The sequence below is a fragment of the Agromyces sp. GQ35 genome (assembly GCF_059758475.1).
The window spans coordinates 543,443-560,140 of sequence record NZ_JCAXEO010000003.1; the positions used below are offsets into that span (position 1 = coordinate 543,443).

At 68.1% G+C, this 16,698-nt stretch carries 15 protein-coding genes; 13 read left to right on the plus strand and 2 right to left on the minus strand.

Annotated elements, in window-relative coordinates; all coding sequences use genetic code 11:
* Positions 1-11 precede the first annotated feature (11 nt).
* From AC6CH0_RS17650 to AC6CH0_RS17705, 12 genes are all read left to right on the plus strand, one after another.
* On the plus strand, positions 12-878 hold the full coding sequence (locus AC6CH0_RS17650) for a glutamate ABC transporter substrate-binding protein (RefSeq protein WP_498103250.1): 867 nt from the start codon (positions 12-14) through the stop codon (positions 876-878).
* A gap of 67 nt (positions 879-945) precedes the next feature.
* Positions 946-1,593 (plus strand): amino acid ABC transporter permease, encoded by a 648-nt coding sequence (locus tag AC6CH0_RS17655; protein ID WP_498103252.1) that lies wholly within the window; start codon positions 946-948, stop codon positions 1,591-1,593.
* On the plus strand, positions 1,590-2,522 hold the full coding sequence (locus tag AC6CH0_RS17660; protein WP_498103254.1) for an amino acid ABC transporter permease: 933 nt from the start codon (positions 1,590-1,592) through the stop codon (positions 2,520-2,522). Before AC6CH0_RS17655 ends, AC6CH0_RS17660 begins: the two co-directional genes overlap by 4 nt.
* 49 nt (positions 2,523-2,571) lie before the next feature.
* Complete coding sequence (gene pheS, locus AC6CH0_RS17665; RefSeq protein WP_498103256.1) at positions 2,572-3,612, plus strand: phenylalanine--tRNA ligase subunit alpha; 1,041 nt, start codon at positions 2,572-2,574, stop codon at positions 3,610-3,612.
* A 1-nt stretch (position 3,613) separates the two neighbouring features.
* Positions 3,614-6,154: a phenylalanine--tRNA ligase subunit beta gene (pheT, locus tag AC6CH0_RS17670; RefSeq protein ID WP_498103258.1), complete on the plus strand. Its 2,541-nt coding sequence runs from the start codon at positions 3,614-3,616 to the stop codon at positions 6,152-6,154.
* Between the two features lie 249 nt (positions 6,155-6,403).
* A complete protein-coding gene (gene argC / locus AC6CH0_RS17675; protein WP_498103260.1) occupies positions 6,404-7,447 on the plus strand; it encodes an N-acetyl-gamma-glutamyl-phosphate reductase in 1,044 nt (347 codons plus the stop codon).
* Positions 7,444-8,595 carry a bifunctional glutamate N-acetyltransferase/amino-acid acetyltransferase ArgJ gene (gene argJ, locus AC6CH0_RS17680; protein WP_498103262.1) on the plus strand — a complete coding sequence of 384 codons (1,152 nt, stop codon included), beginning with the start codon at positions 7,444-7,446 and terminating at the stop codon, positions 8,593-8,595. Before argC ends, argJ begins: the two co-directional genes overlap by 4 nt.
* Before the next feature lie 2 nt (positions 8,596-8,597).
* Complete coding sequence (gene argB, locus AC6CH0_RS17685; protein WP_498103264.1) at positions 8,598-9,497, plus strand: acetylglutamate kinase; 900 nt, start codon at positions 8,598-8,600, stop codon at positions 9,495-9,497.
* A complete protein-coding gene (locus AC6CH0_RS17690) occupies positions 9,494-10,699 on the plus strand; it encodes an acetylornithine transaminase (protein WP_498103266.1) in 1,206 nt (401 codons plus the stop codon). The genes argB and AC6CH0_RS17690 overlap by 4 nt, the downstream gene beginning before the upstream one ends.
* A 24-nt stretch (positions 10,700-10,723) precedes the next feature.
* Complete coding sequence (argF, locus tag AC6CH0_RS17695) at positions 10,724-11,653, plus strand: ornithine carbamoyltransferase (RefSeq protein ID WP_498103268.1); 930 nt, start codon at positions 10,724-10,726, stop codon at positions 11,651-11,653.
* Positions 11,653-13,113 carry an argininosuccinate lyase gene (gene argH / locus AC6CH0_RS17700; protein WP_498103270.1) on the plus strand — a complete coding sequence of 487 codons (1,461 nt, stop codon included), beginning with the start codon at positions 11,653-11,655 and terminating at the stop codon, positions 13,111-13,113. Before argF ends, argH begins: the two co-directional genes overlap by 1 nt.
* A complete protein-coding gene (locus AC6CH0_RS17705; RefSeq protein WP_498103322.1) occupies positions 13,110-13,727 on the plus strand; it encodes a DNA-3-methyladenine glycosylase in 618 nt (205 codons plus the stop codon). The genes argH and AC6CH0_RS17705 overlap by 4 nt, the downstream gene beginning before the upstream one ends.
* Before the next feature lie 25 nt (positions 13,728-13,752).
* Here the strand turns inward: AC6CH0_RS17705 and AC6CH0_RS17710 are convergent, their stop codons facing one another.
* Both AC6CH0_RS17710 and AC6CH0_RS17715 read right to left on the minus strand, forming a co-directional pair.
* The gene (locus AC6CH0_RS17710; RefSeq protein WP_498103272.1) at positions 13,753-14,355 is read right to left on the minus strand and encodes a hypothetical protein; all 603 of its coding nucleotides are present in this window, start codon (positions 14,353-14,355) and stop codon (positions 13,753-13,755) included.
* The gene (locus AC6CH0_RS17715) at positions 14,352-14,957 is read right to left on the minus strand and encodes a DNA-binding protein (RefSeq protein ID WP_498103274.1); all 606 of its coding nucleotides are present in this window, start codon (positions 14,955-14,957) and stop codon (positions 14,352-14,354) included. Before AC6CH0_RS17715 ends, AC6CH0_RS17710 begins: the two co-directional genes overlap by 4 nt.
* 108 nt (positions 14,958-15,065) lie before the next feature.
* Here AC6CH0_RS17715 and tyrS point away from each other — a divergent pair, with 108 nt between their 5' ends.
* Complete coding sequence (gene tyrS / locus AC6CH0_RS17720; protein ID WP_498103276.1) at positions 15,066-16,367, plus strand: tyrosine--tRNA ligase; 1,302 nt, start codon at positions 15,066-15,068, stop codon at positions 16,365-16,367.
* Positions 16,368-16,698 lie beyond the last annotated feature (331 nt).

Here is a 16,698-nt window from a genome sequence, read left to right on the forward strand (position 1 = left end):
GAGGCAGAGACATGAAACGCATGAGAATCGCACTCGTCGCAGCAGCTGCGGTGTCGGCGCTCGCGCTTGCCGGTTGTGCCGGCGGCAGCGGCGACGCCACCGAGGAGCCGACGGCTGAGCCTGCTCCCACGTTCGCAGCCGGGAGCACCATGGAGACGCTGGCCGAGGCCGGCACGATCACGGTCGGAACGAAGTTCGACCAGCCGCTGTTCGGTCTCAAGGGTCCGTCCGGCGCGCCCGAGGGCTTCGACGTCGAGATCGCGAAGATCATCGCGAGCGAGCTCGGCATCGCCGAAGACAAGATCGAGTGGACCGAGACCGTCTCCGCGAACCGCGAGCCGTTCATCCAGAACGGTGACGTCGACATCGTCGTCGCGACGTACACGATCAACGACAAGCGCAAGGAGGTCGTGTCCTTTGCGGGGCCGTACTACCTCGCCGGCCAGTCGATCCTGACGCTCGCCGACAACGACGACATCAAGGGCGAAGAAGATCTCGTCGGTCAGCCCGTCTGCTCGGTGACCGGGTCGACGCCCGCCGCCAACCTGAAGGAGCTCGGCGCCGAGGTGCTCGAGACCGACACGTACACCAACTGCCTCGAGCCGCTGCGCAGCGGTCAGGTCGTCGCCGTTTCGACCGACAACGTCATCCTCGCCGGCCTCGCCGCGCAGAACGAGGGCGAGTTCAAGGTCGTCGGCAAGCCCTTCACCGAGGAGCCGTACGGCATCGGTCTCGCGCTCGAAGACACCGAGTTCCGTGACTGGATCAACGACGTGCTCGAAGAGGCCTATGAAGACGGCCGCTACGAAGAGGCATGGGAGTCGACGGCCGGAGCCGTGCTCCCGTTCGTCGAGCCGCCCGCAGTCGACCGCTACTGATCGATCGTGGCCCGGGCACTCGGTGCCCGGGCCACGCCGATCGACCTGAGATCCCGAACGGAGGCGTGTGGACGCCGTCATCGATAACCTGCCGACCTACCTCGAGGGGTTCGGCATGACGCTCCGGCTGCTCGTCGTGAGCGGCCTCGTGGCACTCGTGCTCGGCACGATCATCGCCGCCATGCGGATCTCGCCGGTCGCCTCGCTTCGTGGCTTCGCCACGGTCTACACCGAGCTGGTGCGCAACACTCCGCTCACCCTCGTGCTCTTCTTCTGCGCGATCATCCTGCCGTACATCGGTTCGCGCCTCGACTATGCGACGGCCGCGACCATCGGGCTCTCGGTCTACACCTCGCCGTTCATCGCCGAGGCGCTTCGCTCGGGCATCAACGGCGTGCCCGTCGGCCAGGCGGAAGCGGCCCGAAGCCTCGGCCTCGGGTTCGGTCAGACGGTCGGGTTCATCGTCTTGCCGCAGGCCTTCCGCATGACGATCCCGCCGCTCATCAACGTCTTCATCGCTCTCACCAAGAACACCTCGGTCGCGGGCGGCTTCTTCGTGTTCGAACTCTTCGCGGCGACTCGTGAGGTCGCGAACGCCAACGGCAATGCCGTGTTGGCGATCCTCCTCGCCGCCGCCACGCTCTACCTCGTGATCACGGTTCCGCTCGGCATCCTCGCCGGTCAACTCGAACGGAAGTGGGTGGTGCAGCGATGAGCGGCTCGAGCGTGCTCTTCGACGCCCCGGGCCCCAAGGCCCGGCGGCTGTCGCTCATCCTGTCGATCGTCGCCGGTGTGGTCATCCTCGCCGGGCTGACGTGGATCGTCCTCATCCTCGCCGCCCCGCGCGACAGCGGCGGCATCACCTTGCCGGGCTACTTCGACCCGAGCAGATGGGACATCTTCGCCGACCCCGAGGTGTGGTCGTTCATCATCTTCGAGGGTGTGCTCGGCACGCTCCGGGCCGCCCTCACCGCTGCCGTTTTCGCGGTCGCACTCGGCATCCTCTTCTCCCTGCTCCGCAGCGCCGAGACGGCGTGGATCCGGGTGCCCACCGCAGTAGTGCTCGAGTTCCTCCGCGGCATGCCCGTGCTGCTCATGATGCTGTTCATCCTGCTCGTGATGAGCACGGGCGCGTTCTGGGCCGTGGTGGCGGCACTCTCGCTGTACAACGGCGCGCTCATCGGCGAGGCACTGCGCGCCGGCCTGGTGTCACTGCCGAGAGGTCAGCGAGAAGCCGGTCTGAGTCTCGGCATGCGTCCGCTCCAGTCGAAGATGCTCGTCGAGTTCCCTCAGGCGTTCCGCCAGATGCTGCCGATCATCGTGGCGCAGCTCGTGGTGCTCCTGAAAGACACCTCGCTGGGGTACATCGTCGGGTACGTCGAGTTGCTGCGCGTCAACATGAACAACCTCGCGAGCTTCTACGGCAACCGCTACCTGTTCTCGCTGTTCGTCGTGACCCTGGTGCTCTACCTGATCATGAACCTGTCGCTGTCGTGGTTCGCACGGTGGCTCTCCCGTCGAACGGCGAGCAAGTCGTCCGGCATGCGGCTCGACCCCGAGGATCCCAACCAGGCGGTGCTCGTCGCGCAGGCGTCGGCAGCGGCTCGACGGTCCGAAGATCAGAGCGGCACCGCGACTCTTTGACCTCGTCGAACGCCGCTGTGGCGACGCTGGACGACTAGACTCGTTCTTCGTGTCCGAGCCCCGTGAAATCACCGAGAGCGCCGTCCAGACGGCGGTCGACGCAGCCCTCGCGGCGATCGCGTCGGCCGGCGACTCCGCCGCGCTGAAGCAGGTCCGCACCGAGCACACCGGGGAGAAGTCCACCCTCGCGCTCCTGAACGCGCAGCTGCGCAACGTGCCGGGCGACCAGAAGGCCGCCCTGGGCAAGCTCGTGGGCGGCGCCCGCGGTCGAGTGAACCAGGCGTTCGCGGTTCGCGAGGCCGAGATCCTCGAGGCCGAAGCAGCCGCGCAGCTCGAGGCGGAGACGGTGGACGTCACGGCGCTCGCCTCGCGATACCGGCCGGGCGCGCGGCATCCGCTGACGTTGCTGCAGGACCGCGTCTGCGATGTCTTCACCGGCATGGGCTGGGAGATCGCAGAGGGCCCTGAGGTCGAGAGCGAGTGGTTCAACTTCGACGCCCTGAACTTCGACGCCGACCACCCGGCGCGCGCGATGCAGGACACGTTCTTCGTCGACCCGCCCGAGGCGCACCTCGTACTGCGCACGCACACGAGCCCGGTGCAGATCCGTTCGATGCTCGAGCGAGAGCTGCCGCTCTACGTGCTGGCTCCGGGCCGCGTGTACCGCACCGATGAATTCGACGCGACCCACCTGCCGGTCTTCATGCAGTTCGAGGGTGTTGCCGTCGACAAGGGCCTCACGATGGCGCACCTCAGGGGCACGCTCGACCACTTCGTGAAGTCGATCTTCGGTGACGAGGCGAAGATCCGCCTGCGCCCGAGCTACTTCCCGTTCACCGAGCCATCCGCCGAGCTCGACTTCTGGCACCCGACCTTCAAAGAGGGTCCGCGCTGGATCGAATGGGGCGGCTGCGGCATGATGCACCCCAACGTGCTCAAGGCGGCCGGCATCGACCCCGAGGTCTACACCGGATTCGCGTTCGGCATGGGCATCGAGCGCGGGCTGATGCTCCGCAACGACGTGCAGGACATGCGCGAAATGGTCGAGGGAGACATCCGCTTCTCCCAGCAGTTCGGAATGGTGGTCTGACATGAGGGTGCCGCTCAGCTGGCTCGCCGAGTACGTCGAACTCGTGCCGGGCACGACGCCCGAAGAGGTGCACGCCGCCCTCGTGAAGGTCGGTCTCGAAGAAGAAGATGTGCACACGTTCGACCTCGAGGGGCCGATCGTCGTCGGTGAGGTGCTCGAGTTCGTCGAGGAGCCGCAGACCAACGGCAAGACCATCCGGTGGTGCCAGGTGCGCGTCGCCCCCGACGGCGAGACCGCTGCCGACGGCGGCGAGGCCGTGCACGGCATCGTCTGCGGTGCACGCAACTTCTTCGTCGGCGACAAGGTCGTCGTGACCTTGCCGGGTTCCGTACTGCCGGGCCCGTTCCCCATCGCGGCGCGCACGACATACGGACATGTCTCCGACGGCATGATCGCGTCGGCGCGCGAGCTCGGCCTCGGCGAGGAGCACGACGGCATCCTCCGGCTCTCCACGCTCGGCCTCGACGCTCCAGTCGGCAGCGATGCCATCGCCCTCCTCGGACTCGACGACGCGGCGGTCGAGATCAACGTCACGCCCGATCGCGGCTACGCCTTCTCGATTCGCGGAGTCGCTCGCGAGTACGCGCACGCGACGGGCGCACGCTTCCGCGATCCGGTCGAGCAGTCGGCACCCGCGGCAGTGCCCACCGAACCCGGCTCGACGGCGGCGTTCTCCGTCGTCATCGACGATGCAGCCCCGATCCGCGGCAAGGTCGGATCCTCGGTCTTCGCGACGCGCATCGTGCGCGGTGTCGACCCGTCGCGTCCGACGCCGGCATGGATGATCGCACGGCTGAAGCTCGCCGGCATCCGCTCGATCTCGGTGCTGGTCGACATCACGAACTACGTCATGCTCGAGCTCGGCCAGCCGATCCACGGCTACGACCTCGACCAGCTGCAGGGCGGCATCGTCGTGCGCCGCGCCACCGCCGGTGAGAAGTTCACGACGCTCGACGGCAAGGAGCGCACGCTCCATGTCGAAGACCTCGTCGTGACCGACGACCGCGGCCCGATCGGGCTCGGCGGCGTCATGGGCGGCGCTGAGACCGAGATGGGCGAGACGACCCGCAACGTGCTCGTCGAGGCGGCGAACTGGGACCCGGTGTCGATCGCCCGCACTGCCCGACGCCACAAGCTGCCGAGCGAGGCAGCGAAGCGCTACGAACGCGGTGTCGACCCCGAGATCGCCGCGGCGGCGGTCTCACGGGTCGCGCAGCTCATGGTCGACCTCGCCGGGGGAACCGCCGACGACGGCGGATCGCTCATCCAGACCACGCCGGCGCGGTCGGCGATCGTCCTGCCGCATGGGTTCGTCTCGGCGATCATCGGTGTCGAGTACACGAACGACGAAGTGCATGATGCGCTCGCCGAGATCGGCGGCACCATCACGCCAGTCGACGGCGGGTTCTCGGTCGTACCTCCGGCCTGGCGCCCCGACCTGACCGGCCGCGAGGAGCTCGCGGAAGAAGTCGCGCGCCTGATCGGCTACGACCGCATCCCTTCGGTGCTGCCGGTCGCTCCTCCCGGTCGGGGCCTCACTCGTTCGCAGCGGCTCCGCCGTCGCGCCGCCGACGCTCTCGCGGCCGCGGGCTCGACCGAGGTGCTCTCGTTCCCGTTCGTGTCGGCCGACGACAACGCCGTGTTCGGCAGCGCTGACGGATCGCCAGTGGCCTCCGTGCGCATTGCGAATGCACTCGACCAGACGGCACCGTACCTGCGACGCTCGCTCATTTCCGGACTGATCGGCGCGGCACGCCGCAACCTGTCGCGCGGACTCACCGATCTCTCGCTCTTCGAGATCGGCACGGTCTTCCTGCCTGAGCTCGGCCGCAACTACGGCTCAGCCGAGCTGCCGGTCGGCGACGCGAAGCCGAGCGACGACGTGCTCGCCGCGCTCGACTCCGGCATCCCGCCGCAGCCCCGCCACCTCGGCGCACTCATCGTGGGGGAGGTGGTGTCGAAGCAGCCTGGTCAAGCAGCACTGCCCGCCGGCATCGCCGACGCACTCGACGTGGTGCGCCAGGTCGAGCTCGCCACCGGAGCCCGCATCGACATCGTGCGCGGCTCGCACGGTGCCCTGCACCCGGGGCGCACTGCTGAGCTTCGAGTCGCCGGCACGACGGTCGGTTTCGCGGGTGAGCTGCTGCCGGCACTCGCCGCCGACGCCGACCTTCCGCGCGTCGTTGCGATCGTCGAGCTCGACCTCGACTCGGTCATCGCGCTGACCGAGCCGGTCGTCGAGGCCGGCACGATCGGCACGCTGCCGGCGGCGACACAGGACCTGTCGCTCATCGTTCCCGCCGACGTGGCCGCCGCCGATGTCGCGACGGCGGTTCGTGAGGGTGCCGGTGAGCTGCTCGAGCAGCTCTCGATCGTCGACGACTACCGCGGTCAGGGCGTGCCGGCGGGGTCGAAGAGCCTCACGTTCGCTCTCCGGTTCCGTGCTTCCGACCGCACGCTGACGGCGGCCGAGGCCAGCGAGGCGAAGCTCGCGGGCGCTGCGCTCGCACACGAGCGGTTCGAGGCGAGCATCCGCGAATGACCGATGGCGCGCGCGGCCGCGTGTGACGTGCAGCGGCCGCGCGTTTGCGCCGGTCAGCGCCCGCCCGATAGGGTCGCATCATGTCCGCCGCTCGGTTCGCCACCTCCGCACGCGTCACGCGTGCGGCCGTGGTGCGCAGCCGACGTCGTGGCGAGCGCCGACTCTAGGCGACCCAGCGCACGGCAACGAGGCCGTCAGCAGGTGTCGCCGGAGCCATCCCTCGACCGCTTCGACCTTTAAGGTGGAACCATGACGTTCTCCGTCGCCGTTTCCGGCGCGTCCGGCTATGCCGGAGGCGAGATTCTCCGTCTCCTCGCCGATCATCCCGATTTCGACGTGCGCACGGTCACTGCGCACTCCAACGCCGGCCAGCCGCTCATCGCGGTGCAGCCGCACCTGCGCAGCTACACGCATCTCACGCTGAAAGACACGACGGCCGAGAATCTCGCGGGGCACGACATCGTGTTCCTCGCGCTTCCGCACGGCGCATCCGGCGCCATCGCCGCCGAGCTCTCAGCCGAGACCCTGGTCATCGATTGCGGCGCCGATCATCGGCTCGAGTCGAAGACCGACTGGGCGTCGTTCTACGGCGGCGAATTCCATGGCGCCTGGACCTACGGTGTGCCCGAGCTGCCACGGCTGTCGGGCACGCAGCGTGACCGTCTCGCGAAGACGAAGCGCATCGCGGCACCCGGCTGCAACGCCTCGACCGTGGCCCTCTCGCTCGCGCCGGGCATCCGTGCCGGCGTCATCGAGGCTGCCGACCTCGTCTCGGTGCTCGCGGTGGGCCCGTCGGGAGCCGGCAAGAGCCTGAAGGCTCACCTGCTCGGTTCGGAGCTGCTCGGGTCTGCCAACCCGTACTCGGTCGGAGGCGTGCACCGGCACATCCCCGAGATCCAGCAGGCGCTGCGGTGGGCCGGCGGAGCGCAGCCCACCATCTCGTTCACGCCGGTCATCGTGCCGATGTCGCGGGGCATCCTCGCGACCTCGACCGCGAGAATCGTGCCGGGTACGGATGCCGCGACGGTACGTGCGGCTTGGGAAGACGCCTATGCGGGAGAGCGTTTCGTGCAACTGCTGCCAGCAGGCCAGTTTCCGCGCACCGCCGACGTGCTCGGCGCGAACACCGCCTTGCTCGGCCTGCAGATCGACGAGAACGCGGGCCGTGTCGTCGTGATCGCCGCGGTCGACAACCTCGTGAAGGGCACCGCGGGTGCCGCCATCCAGTCCGCGAACATCGCGCTCGGCCTCACCGAGTCGACCGGGCTGCCCGTGAACGGAGTCGCCCCGTGACCGTCACCCATCCGCAGGGATTCGAGGCGGCTGGCGTCGCCGCCGGCATCAAGCGCACCGGAGCGCTCGATCTCGCGCTCATCGTGAATCGCGGCCCTTCGCAGCAGGCGGCCGTGGTCTTCACGGCCAATCGCGCCCAGGCCAACCCGATCATCTGGTCGAGGCAGGTCGCTGCCGACGGTATCGTCTCGGCGATCGTGCTGAACTCGGGCGGCGCCAATTGCTTCACCGGCCCAGAGGGGTTCCAGGTCACTCATCGCACGGCCGAGGCCACCGCCTCCGGCCTCGGCGTCGCCGCAGGCGACGTGCTCGTCTGCTCGACGGGCCTCATCGGCGAGCAGCTCGACGGCGAGCTGCTCGAAGAGGGCGTGCTCTCGGCGATCGCCCGGCTCTCCGCCGACGGCGGAGATGACGCGGCGCGCGCGATCATGACGACCGACACGACGCCGAAACAGGTCGTCGTCGCCGGCGACGGCTGGTCGATCGGCGGTATCGCGAAGGGTGCCGGCATGCTGGCGCCGGGTCTCGCCACGATGCTGGTGGTGGTGACGACGGATGCCGCGCTGCCGGCCGCCGACCTCGACACCGCGCTCCGCGCAGCCACGCGGGTGACCTTCGATCGTCTCGACTCCGACGGGTGCATGTCGACGAATGACCAGGTCTCCCTGCTCTCGTCGGGTGCGTCGGGGGTGACGCCCGACCTCGCGGTGTTCACCGCCGCGCTCACCGAGGCGTGCCGGGACCTGGCGCTGCAGCTCCAGGCCGACGCCGAGGGGGCGAGCCACGACATCGCCATCGAGGTAGTCGGCGCCCACACCGAAGACGATGCCGTCGAGGTGGGCCGCTCGGTCGCCCGCAACAACCTCTTCAAGGCGGCGATCTTCGGCAACGACCCGAACTGGGGCCGCGTCCTCGCGGCGATCGGCACCACGTCGGCACCGTTCGACCCGTACCTCGTCGACGTCTCGATGAACGGGGTGCGCGTCTGCCACGCCGGGCGACCCGATGCGCCCCGAGAGCAGGTCGATCTCGCGCCGCGCGCCACGCACGTGCTCATCGAACTGCACGCGGGCGAGGCATCCGCCACCATCTTCACGAACGACCTCACGCACGACTACGTGCATGAGAACAGCGCCTACGCGAGTTGAGCATGAGCGACGACACAGAACCCGATACCAATGACGCCGCCGCGAAGGCTCAGGTGCTGATCGATTCGCTGCCCTGGCTGAAGCGATTCCGCGGCGAGACGATCGTGGTGAAGTTCGGCGGCAACGCCATGGTGAGCCCCGAGTTGCAGCGCGCATTCGCCGAAGACATGGTCTACCTGCGCTATGCGGGAATCAAGCCCGTCGTCGTGCACGGCGGGGGCCCGCAGATCTCGGCGATGCTCGAGCGCCTCGGCATCCCGAGCGAGTTCCGGGGCGGCTATCGCGTGACCACTCCCGAGACCATGGACGTCGTGCGCATGGTGCTCTCGGGCCAGGTGAACCGCGAACTCGTCTCGCTCATCAATGAGCACGGCCCGCTCGCGTCGGGGCTCTCTGGCGAAGACGCCGGTCTCTTCACGGGCCGTCGTCGCGGTGCCATCGTCGACGGCGAAGAGGTCGACCTCGGCCTCGTCGGCGATGTCATCGCGGTCGACCCGGCTGCAGTTCTCGCCGAACTCGCGGCCGAGCGCATCCCGGTCGTCTCCTCGATCGCGCCCGACGGCGACGTCACCGGGCAGTCGCTCAACGTGAATGCCGATTCCGCCGCGGCCTCGCTCGCCGTGGCGCTCGGCGCGGCGAAGCTCGTGATCCTGACCGATGTCGCCGGCCTCTACCGTGACTGGCCGAATCGCGACTCGCTCGTGTCCGTCATCGATGTGCCATCGCTCATCGAGCTGCTGCCGAATCTCGAATCGGGCATGATCCCGAAAATGGCGGCCTGCCTCGAAGCCGTCGAGGGCGGCGTGGCCAAGGCGGCGATCATCGACGGACGCGTGCCGCACTCGATCCTGCTCGAGGTCTTCACCACCTCGGGCATCGGCACCGAGGTGGTGGCGGCATGAGCGACGGCATGAGCGACTGGCAGCAGCGCTTCGACCAGCGCATCATGCGGTCGATCGGCATGCCCCTCGCGAAGCTCGAGCATGGGTCGGGCGCGTGGGTGACGGATGCCTCGGGCACGACCTACCTCGACTTCCTCGCCGGCATCGCGGTCAACTCGCTGGGGTACGCCCATCCCGTGTTCGTCGAGGCCATCACCGCACAGGCGTCGAAGCTCGCGCACGTGTCGAACTACTTCACGACCGAGCCCGCGCTCGAACTGGCCGAGCGGCTCGTGCGGCTCGCAGGCGCCGACCCCGAGGGGCGCGCCTGGTTCGGCAACTCGGGGGCCGAGGCCAATGAAGCGGCGTTCAAGCTCGCGCGGCTGAACAACTCGGGCGGCGCGCGAACGCGTATCCTCGCGCTGGTCGACGCCTTCCACGGGCGCACCATGGGTTCGCTCGCCCTCACGGGCAAGCCGCATATGCGCGCTCCATTCGAGCCGATGGCCGGGGGAGTCGAGCATATCCCCGCCACGATCGAAGCGCTCGAAGCATCCGTCGACGACGGCGTGGCCGCGGTGTTCGTCGAACCGATCCAGGGTGAAGCCGGAGTCGTCGAACTGCCAGACGGCTTCCTGCAGGCCGCCCGCGATCTGACGCGGCGACATGGGGCGCTGCTCATCGTCGATGAGATCCAGACCGGCGCCGGCCGCACCGGCGAGTGGTTCGGGTTCCAGCACGCCGGTATCACGCCCGACGCGATCACCGTCGCGAAGGGCATCGGGGGTGGCATGCCCATCGGAGGCCTCCTGACGTTCGGCCACGCGTCAGAGCTCCTCCGCAAGGGCCAGCACGGGTCGACCTTCGGGGGCAATCCGCTCGCGACCGCCGTCTCGAATGCCGTGCTCGGTGAGATCGAACGCGCGGGGCTGGTCGCGAACGCCGCCGCTCGCGGCCCGCAATTGCGCGCGCGCATCGAGGCGATCGGTTCCCCGCTCGTCAGCGGCACCCGGGGCCGTGGCCTGCTCGTCGGCGTCGCCCTCACCGAGCCGGTCGCCGGTTCAGTCGTCGCCCACGCCATGCGCGGTGGGCTCATCGTGAACGCCGCCAACGACCACACCATCCGAATCGCGCCGCCGCTCATCATCGGCGACGCCGAGATCGACGAGTTCGAGGCGCGATTCGCTCGCGCGCTCGCCGATGCTCACCACGACTTGACCTGAATCACGAAACGGACGAGAACGACCATGACCCGCCACTTCCTCCGGGATGACGACCTCACCCAAGCCGAGCAGTCCGAGATCCTCGATCTCGCCGTGCAACTGAAGGCCGACCGCTGGTCGCAGACGCCGCTCGCCGGTCCGCAGACCGTCGCCGTGATCTTCGACAAGTCCTCGACGCGCACACGGGTCTCGTTCGCGGTCGGCATCGCCGACCTCGGCGGCTCGCCCCTGATCATCTCCACGGCCAACAGCCAGCTCGGCGGCAAGGAAACGCCGTCGGACACTGCGCGGGTGCTGGAACGCATGGTTTCCGCCATCGTCTGGCGCACCTATGCGCAGGCAGGCCTCGAAGAGATGGCGGCCGGCACGACCGTGCCCGTCGTCAACGCCCTGTCCGACGACTTCCACCCGTGCCAGCTCCTCGCCGACCTGCTCACCATTCGTGAGCACAAGGGCCGGCTCGCCGGGCTCACCGTCACCTTCCTCGGCGACGGTCGCAGCAATATGGCCCAGTCGTACCTGTTGGCGGGTGCCACGGCGGGCATGCATGTGCGCGTCGCCACTCCGGCGGAATTCGCGCCCGATGCGTCCGTCGTCGCCGATGCCGAGCGGATTGCCGCTAGCACGGGCGGATCGGTCGCGGTGCTCACCGACGCTCGTGAGTCGGTGACCGGAGCCGATGTGGTCGTGACCGACACCTGGGTGTCGATGGGCAAAGAGGAGGAGAAGGCGCATCGTGTCGCGATGTTCGGCGCCTACCAGGTCGACGCCGAGCTCATGTCGCTCGCGGCGCCCGGCGCCGCCTTCATGCACTGCCTCCCCGCCGACCGCGGCTACGAGGTGACGGCAGACGTCATCGACGGACCGCAATCGATCATCTGGGACGAGGCCGAGAATCGCTTGCATGCGCAGAAGGCGTTGCTCGTCTGGTTGCTCGCGAGAAAGGACGCCTGATGAGCGACGTGAACGGCACTCCGGGCGCGACCGATGCCCACGGCACCAATGAGGGTTCGCTCTGGGGTGCACGGTTCGCGACGGGCCCGTCGCCCGAACTGCAGCGCCTCTCGAAGTCGACCCATTTCGACTGGCAGCTCGCCGGCTACGACCTGGCCGGCTCCCGGGCGCACGCCCGCGCACTCGCAGCCGCCGGGTATCTCGCTGCAGACGAACTCGACGCGATGCTCTCCGGTCTCGATGTCCTCGAGGCGCGGGTTGTCACGGGCGAGATCGTCGCCGCCGAGACCGACGAAGACGTGCACGGCGCGCTCGAGACGGCCTTGATCCAGATCGTCGGACCCGAACTCGGCGGCAAGCTCCGCGCGGGCCGCAGTCGCAACGACCAGATCGCCACGCTCGTGCGCCTGTACCTCAAAGACCACGCGGCGACCATCGGCCGCGATCTCGTGCACCTGATCGATGCACTCGCGGCGCAGGCGGATGCCCACCGTGCCGCCGTCATGCCCGGGCGCACGCATCTGCAGCACGCGCAGCCGGTGCTCCTCGCGCACCACCTGCTCGCGCATGCCTGGGCACTCTCACGAGACCTCGAACGCCTCGTCGACTGGACGAAGCGCGCGGATGTGTCACCGTATGGCGGGGGAGCGCTCGCGGGCTCGACGCTCGGTCTCGACGCGGCATCCGTCGCTCGCGACCTCGGCCTCGCCGCGCCGGCCGAGAATTCGATCGATGGCACCGCGAGCCGCGACGTGGTCGCAGAGTTCGCATTCGTGACGGCGATGATCGGCATCGACCTGTCGCGATTCGCTGAAGAGATCATCCTCTGGAACACCCGTGAGTTCGGCTTCGTCACCCTCGACGACGGCTACTCGACCGGCTCGTCGATCATGCCGCAGAAGAAGAACCCCGACATCGCCGAGCTCGCGCGCGGCAAGTCCGGCCGGCTCATCGGCAATCTGACCGGCCTGCTCGCGACGCTCAAGGCGCTCCCGCTCGCGTACAACCGCGACCTGCAGGAAGACAAGGAGCCCGTCTTCGATTCGGTCGAGACACTCGAGGTGCTGCTGCCGGCGTTCACGGGAATGGTCGCCACGCTCACGTTCCACACCGAACGCATGGCCGAGCTCGCGCCGGCCGGCTTCTCGCTGGCAACGGATGTCGCGGAGTGGCTCGTCAAACGTCGGGTTCCGTTCCGCGATGCGCACGAGATCACCGGCGCGCTCGTGCGGTACGCCGAGGAGCGCTCGCTCGAACTCGACGCGGTCGACGATGACGCGCTCGCGGCGATCTCCCCGCACCTCACGCCCGACGTGCGCGAGGTGCTCACGGTCGAGGGCTCGATCGCGAGTCGCGACGGCATCGGAGGCACTGCGCCGGTGCGCGTCGCCGAGCAGTTCTCCCGATTGGCAGACCGGGTGCGCCACCTCGTCGCCGGGTTGCCGGAGGCGCGGAGCTGAGCCAATTCTTCACACCCGATCGGGAGTTCTTCGAACAGGACCCTGTCACGCTCGCTCCGCTCCTGCTGGGAGCGGTGCTGGGGTACGACGCGCCCGATGGTCGCGTGGCGATCCGGCTGTCGGAGCTCGAGGCGTACCGCGGCGTCGGTGAAGATCCCGGGTCGCATGCGTTCCGGGGCCGCACGCCGCGCAATGAGGTGATGTTCGGCGCACCCGCTCATCTGTATGCGTACTTCAGCTACGGCATGCACGTCTGCTTGAACGTCGTCGCCCGGCCGGTCGGCAGCTCGTCGGGAGTGCTCCTGCGCGGTGCCACGGTCGTCGAGGGTATCGAGCTCGCTCGTCATCGTCGTCCGGGGGTGAACGACCGTGACCTCGCCCGGGGCCCGGGGCGGCTCGCGAAAGCGCTCGGCGTGCCGCTCGTCGCGGACGGCAGCGATCTGCTCGCACCGCCCTTCACGCTGCAGGCGCCGCGAACTCCGTTCCATCATGCGAGCGGCCCCCGCACCGGTGTCGGTGGGGCGGGCGGCGGGTCGCAGTACCCCTGGCGATTCTGGCTGCCCGGCGACGAGGGCGTCTCGCCCTACCGAAGGCACAAACTCGCCGCGGAGTGACGCGGAGTGCATGGCGGCAGGCGCCTCAGCGCACCGCGAGATGTACGACGAGGGCCGCGGCACATGCCCAGATGAGGCTTGCGAAGGTGCCGATGATGAATCGCTCGCGCGCTTCGGGTGCTTCGAGTTCAGTGAAGCGACCGACGCCTTTGACGGCGACCACGATTGCCAGGGCCTCCGGGAAGCCGGCGATGATGGCGCCGGCCGAGGCGATGCGCTCGAGTACTCCGATGGTGAGGCCGCCCCGCAGCACCTCTCGCCGCGCGCTGGACTGCACGCCGCGATGTTCCTCGTCGGCGGATCGCTTCTCGGCGACGATGATGCCGCCGTGGAGCCCTGGGGCGACCGTGCCTCCCATCGCGAGGTCGAGCGCGGTGGCGGCGGCAGGGCTTCCGCCGAACACGGCGATCGCGAATCCGAGAACCGTGATCAGCGGGGCGAGGCCGAATTGCGCGGGATCCGTCGCGGTGGCTGCAGCGAGCAGCGCGGCGGCGAGAGCTCCGGCCGCGAACCAGATGAATGTGCGGCGTGGTCGGAGGTACGCGAGTACTGAGAGCCCGGCGGCAGCGATCAGCGAGACCACGAGGGCCGACCACGTGATGGCGTCGGCGATGATGAAGAGGTTCATGCTCGGGCTCCCGTCGAACTGTCGAGGTTCTCGAGCAGCCTAGCGAGCGCGGGCACGGCGTCGAGTTCTGCACGGATGTTGGCCGACTTCATTCGCGAGCTGATCGCCGGGGCGCTGACGCCGAGCTCATCGGCGATCTCGGACTGCATGGCACCCGCGATGATGCGGTCGTAGACTTCCCAGCCCTGATCTGAGCGGCGCTCCCGAAGCAGGAGCGCGAGCTTGAAAAGCGCTTCGACGTGCGCGGCGTCCTCGTGCGCGGCTTCGATCGCGAGCCGCGGCGAGCTCTTCTTGGCGCGTTCGACGGCGTCGCGAGCGGCGAAGAATGCTTCGCCGCTCGCCTCCCGGATATCGGAGGGAAGGGGAGACCGTACATCGCCGCACCCGATGCCGACGCTCCAGGCCCCGCCTCGGGTGAGCTCGAAGACGACCTCGACCACCGTCTGCGCATCGTGCGTGAGCAGTTGGATCTCATCTCCCGCATTGCGGGCGACCGGCAGCAGGAGCTGCTCCCCGTGGTCGTGCTGGATTCGGTCGCGTTCCGCGCCGGCGAGGTCGGCATTGGTGCGACTCGCGACCTGGTCTGCGGTGACGACGATCATGACGACTCCTTCAGTTTGCAGCCTTTATCGAGGCACAGATAAGCATACATCATTAATTTGACTTCGGTTAGAGATGGAACCTAATTCGCTCGCTGATAACCTGACAGGGTGCCAGACCCCGTGATCCTCAGTACCCAGCAGAACGACGCCTCCTTCGCAGACGTCTGGGAAGAACTCGTGTGGCGTGGCCTCGTGCACGTCTCCACCGACCAAGCCGCGCTGAAAGAGCTCCTCGCGGGGGAGCCGATCACGTACTACTGCGGATTCGACCCCACGGCGCCGAGCCTGCACCTCGGCAATCTCGTGCAACTCCTCGTGATGCGACGCCTGCAGCTGGCGGGCCACAAGCCACTGGGACTCGTCGGTGGATCGACCGGCCTGATCGGCGACCCACGACCGACGGCCGAACGAACCCTCAACACGAAGGAGACGGTCGCCGAGTGGGTGGGGTACCTGCAGGGGCAGGTCTCCCGGTTCCTCTCGGCTGAAGGAGAGAACGCCGTTCGGCTCGTCAACAACCTCGACTGGACCGCGGGACTCTCCGCGATCGACTTCCTTCGTGACATCGGCAAGTACTACCGGGTCGGCACGATGCTCAAGAAAGACGCGGTCGCGTCTCGGCTGAACTCCGACGCAGGCATCAGCTACACCGAGTTCAGTTACCAGATCCTGCAGGGCTTCGACTACCTCGAGCTCCACCGCCAGTACGACTGCGTGCTGCAGACCGGCGGCAGTGACCAGTGGGGAAACCTCACGAGCGGAACCGATCTCATCCACCGGGTCGAAGGCGTGAGTGCGCATGCCATCGGCACTCCGCTCGTGACGAACGCCGACGGCACGAAGTTCGGCAAGAGCGAGGGCAACGCGATCTGGCTGGATGCCGCGATGTGCAGCCCGTACGCGTTCTACCAGTTCTGGCTCAACACCGACGACGCCGATGTCATCGAGCGCTTGAAGATCTTCACCTTCCTGAGCCGCGAGCGCATCGAACAGCTCGCCCAGCTCGTCGAGGCCGAGCCGTACAAGCGCGAGGCGCAACGAGTGCTCGCCACCGAGGTCACCACGCTGGTCCACGGCGAAGACGCGACATCTGCCGTCATCGCGGCGTCGCGTGCGTTGTTCGGACAGGGCGACCTCGCGACACTCGATCCCTCGACGCTCGAGGCGGCGCTGCGCGAACTCCCGCACACGATCAGCGCTCCGGATGCATCGATCGTGCAGTTGCTCGTCGAGACCCGCCTGGTGTCGAGCCAGAGCGAGGGGCGACGTGCCATCGCGCAGGGCGGCGTCTCGCTCGACAACGTGCGCATCGACGACGAAGCGGCGACGCTCGCCGGACGGGTCGCTGCCGGCGGAATGGCCGTGCTTCGTCGTGGCAAGAAGACGCTCGCCGGAATCTTCGTGGAGTAGTCGCGCGACCTCGTCTGGGCTCCGGTAGCGCACCTCGGTGCGCGGCCGGAGCCCTTGTGTTTCCGGGCCCAACACTGCGACACGCCCGGGATGCAGGGAGAACTTGCACGACCCCCAGGATCCACGTAATGTAATCACTCGTTGCCCCACAGGAGCGAAAGAGCGGAACTGCTGAGAAGCGTCCAGCTCATCCTCCTCAAGTGGCACGAAGATCCCAAACCATGAAGACGATGTCTTCACTGTGTTTGAAGCGTTCGGTTCCGTCCTGTAAAGGATGCCCGAATGAGAAGGAAAAGCTCCGGCAGTTCGATCCGATCAGGTTCGAGCACCG

Excerpts from the sequence above, each read along its gene's own strand:
- argB (WP_498103264.1), top strand. The coding sequence starts at position 8,598 with ATGAGCGACGACACAGAACCCGATACCAATGACGCCGCCGCGAAGGCT.
- argC (WP_498103260.1), top strand. The coding sequence starts at position 6,404 with ATGACGTTCTCCGTCGCCGTTTCCGGCGCGTCCGGCTATGCCGGAGGC.
- AC6CH0_RS17710 (WP_498103272.1), bottom strand. The coding sequence starts at position 14,355 with ATGAACCTCTTCATCATCGCCGACGCCATCACGTGGTCGGCCCTCGTG.
- argF (WP_498103268.1), top strand. The coding sequence starts at position 10,724 with ATGACCCGCCACTTCCTCCGGGATGACGACCTCACCCAAGCCGAGCAG.
- AC6CH0_RS17715 (WP_498103274.1), bottom strand. The coding sequence starts at position 14,957 with ATGATCGTCGTCACCGCAGACCAGGTCGCGAGTCGCACCAATGCCGAC.
- AC6CH0_RS17660 (WP_498103254.1), top strand. The coding sequence starts at position 1,590 with ATGAGCGGCTCGAGCGTGCTCTTCGACGCCCCGGGCCCCAAGGCCCGG.
- AC6CH0_RS17690 (WP_498103266.1), top strand. The coding sequence starts at position 9,494 with ATGAGCGACGGCATGAGCGACTGGCAGCAGCGCTTCGACCAGCGCATC.
- pheT (WP_498103258.1), top strand. The coding sequence starts at position 3,614 with ATGAGGGTGCCGCTCAGCTGGCTCGCCGAGTACGTCGAACTCGTGCCG.
- argH (WP_498103270.1), top strand. The coding sequence starts at position 11,653 with ATGAGCGACGTGAACGGCACTCCGGGCGCGACCGATGCCCACGGCACC.
- AC6CH0_RS17650 (WP_498103250.1), top strand. The coding sequence starts at position 12 with ATGAAACGCATGAGAATCGCACTCGTCGCAGCAGCTGCGGTGTCGGCG.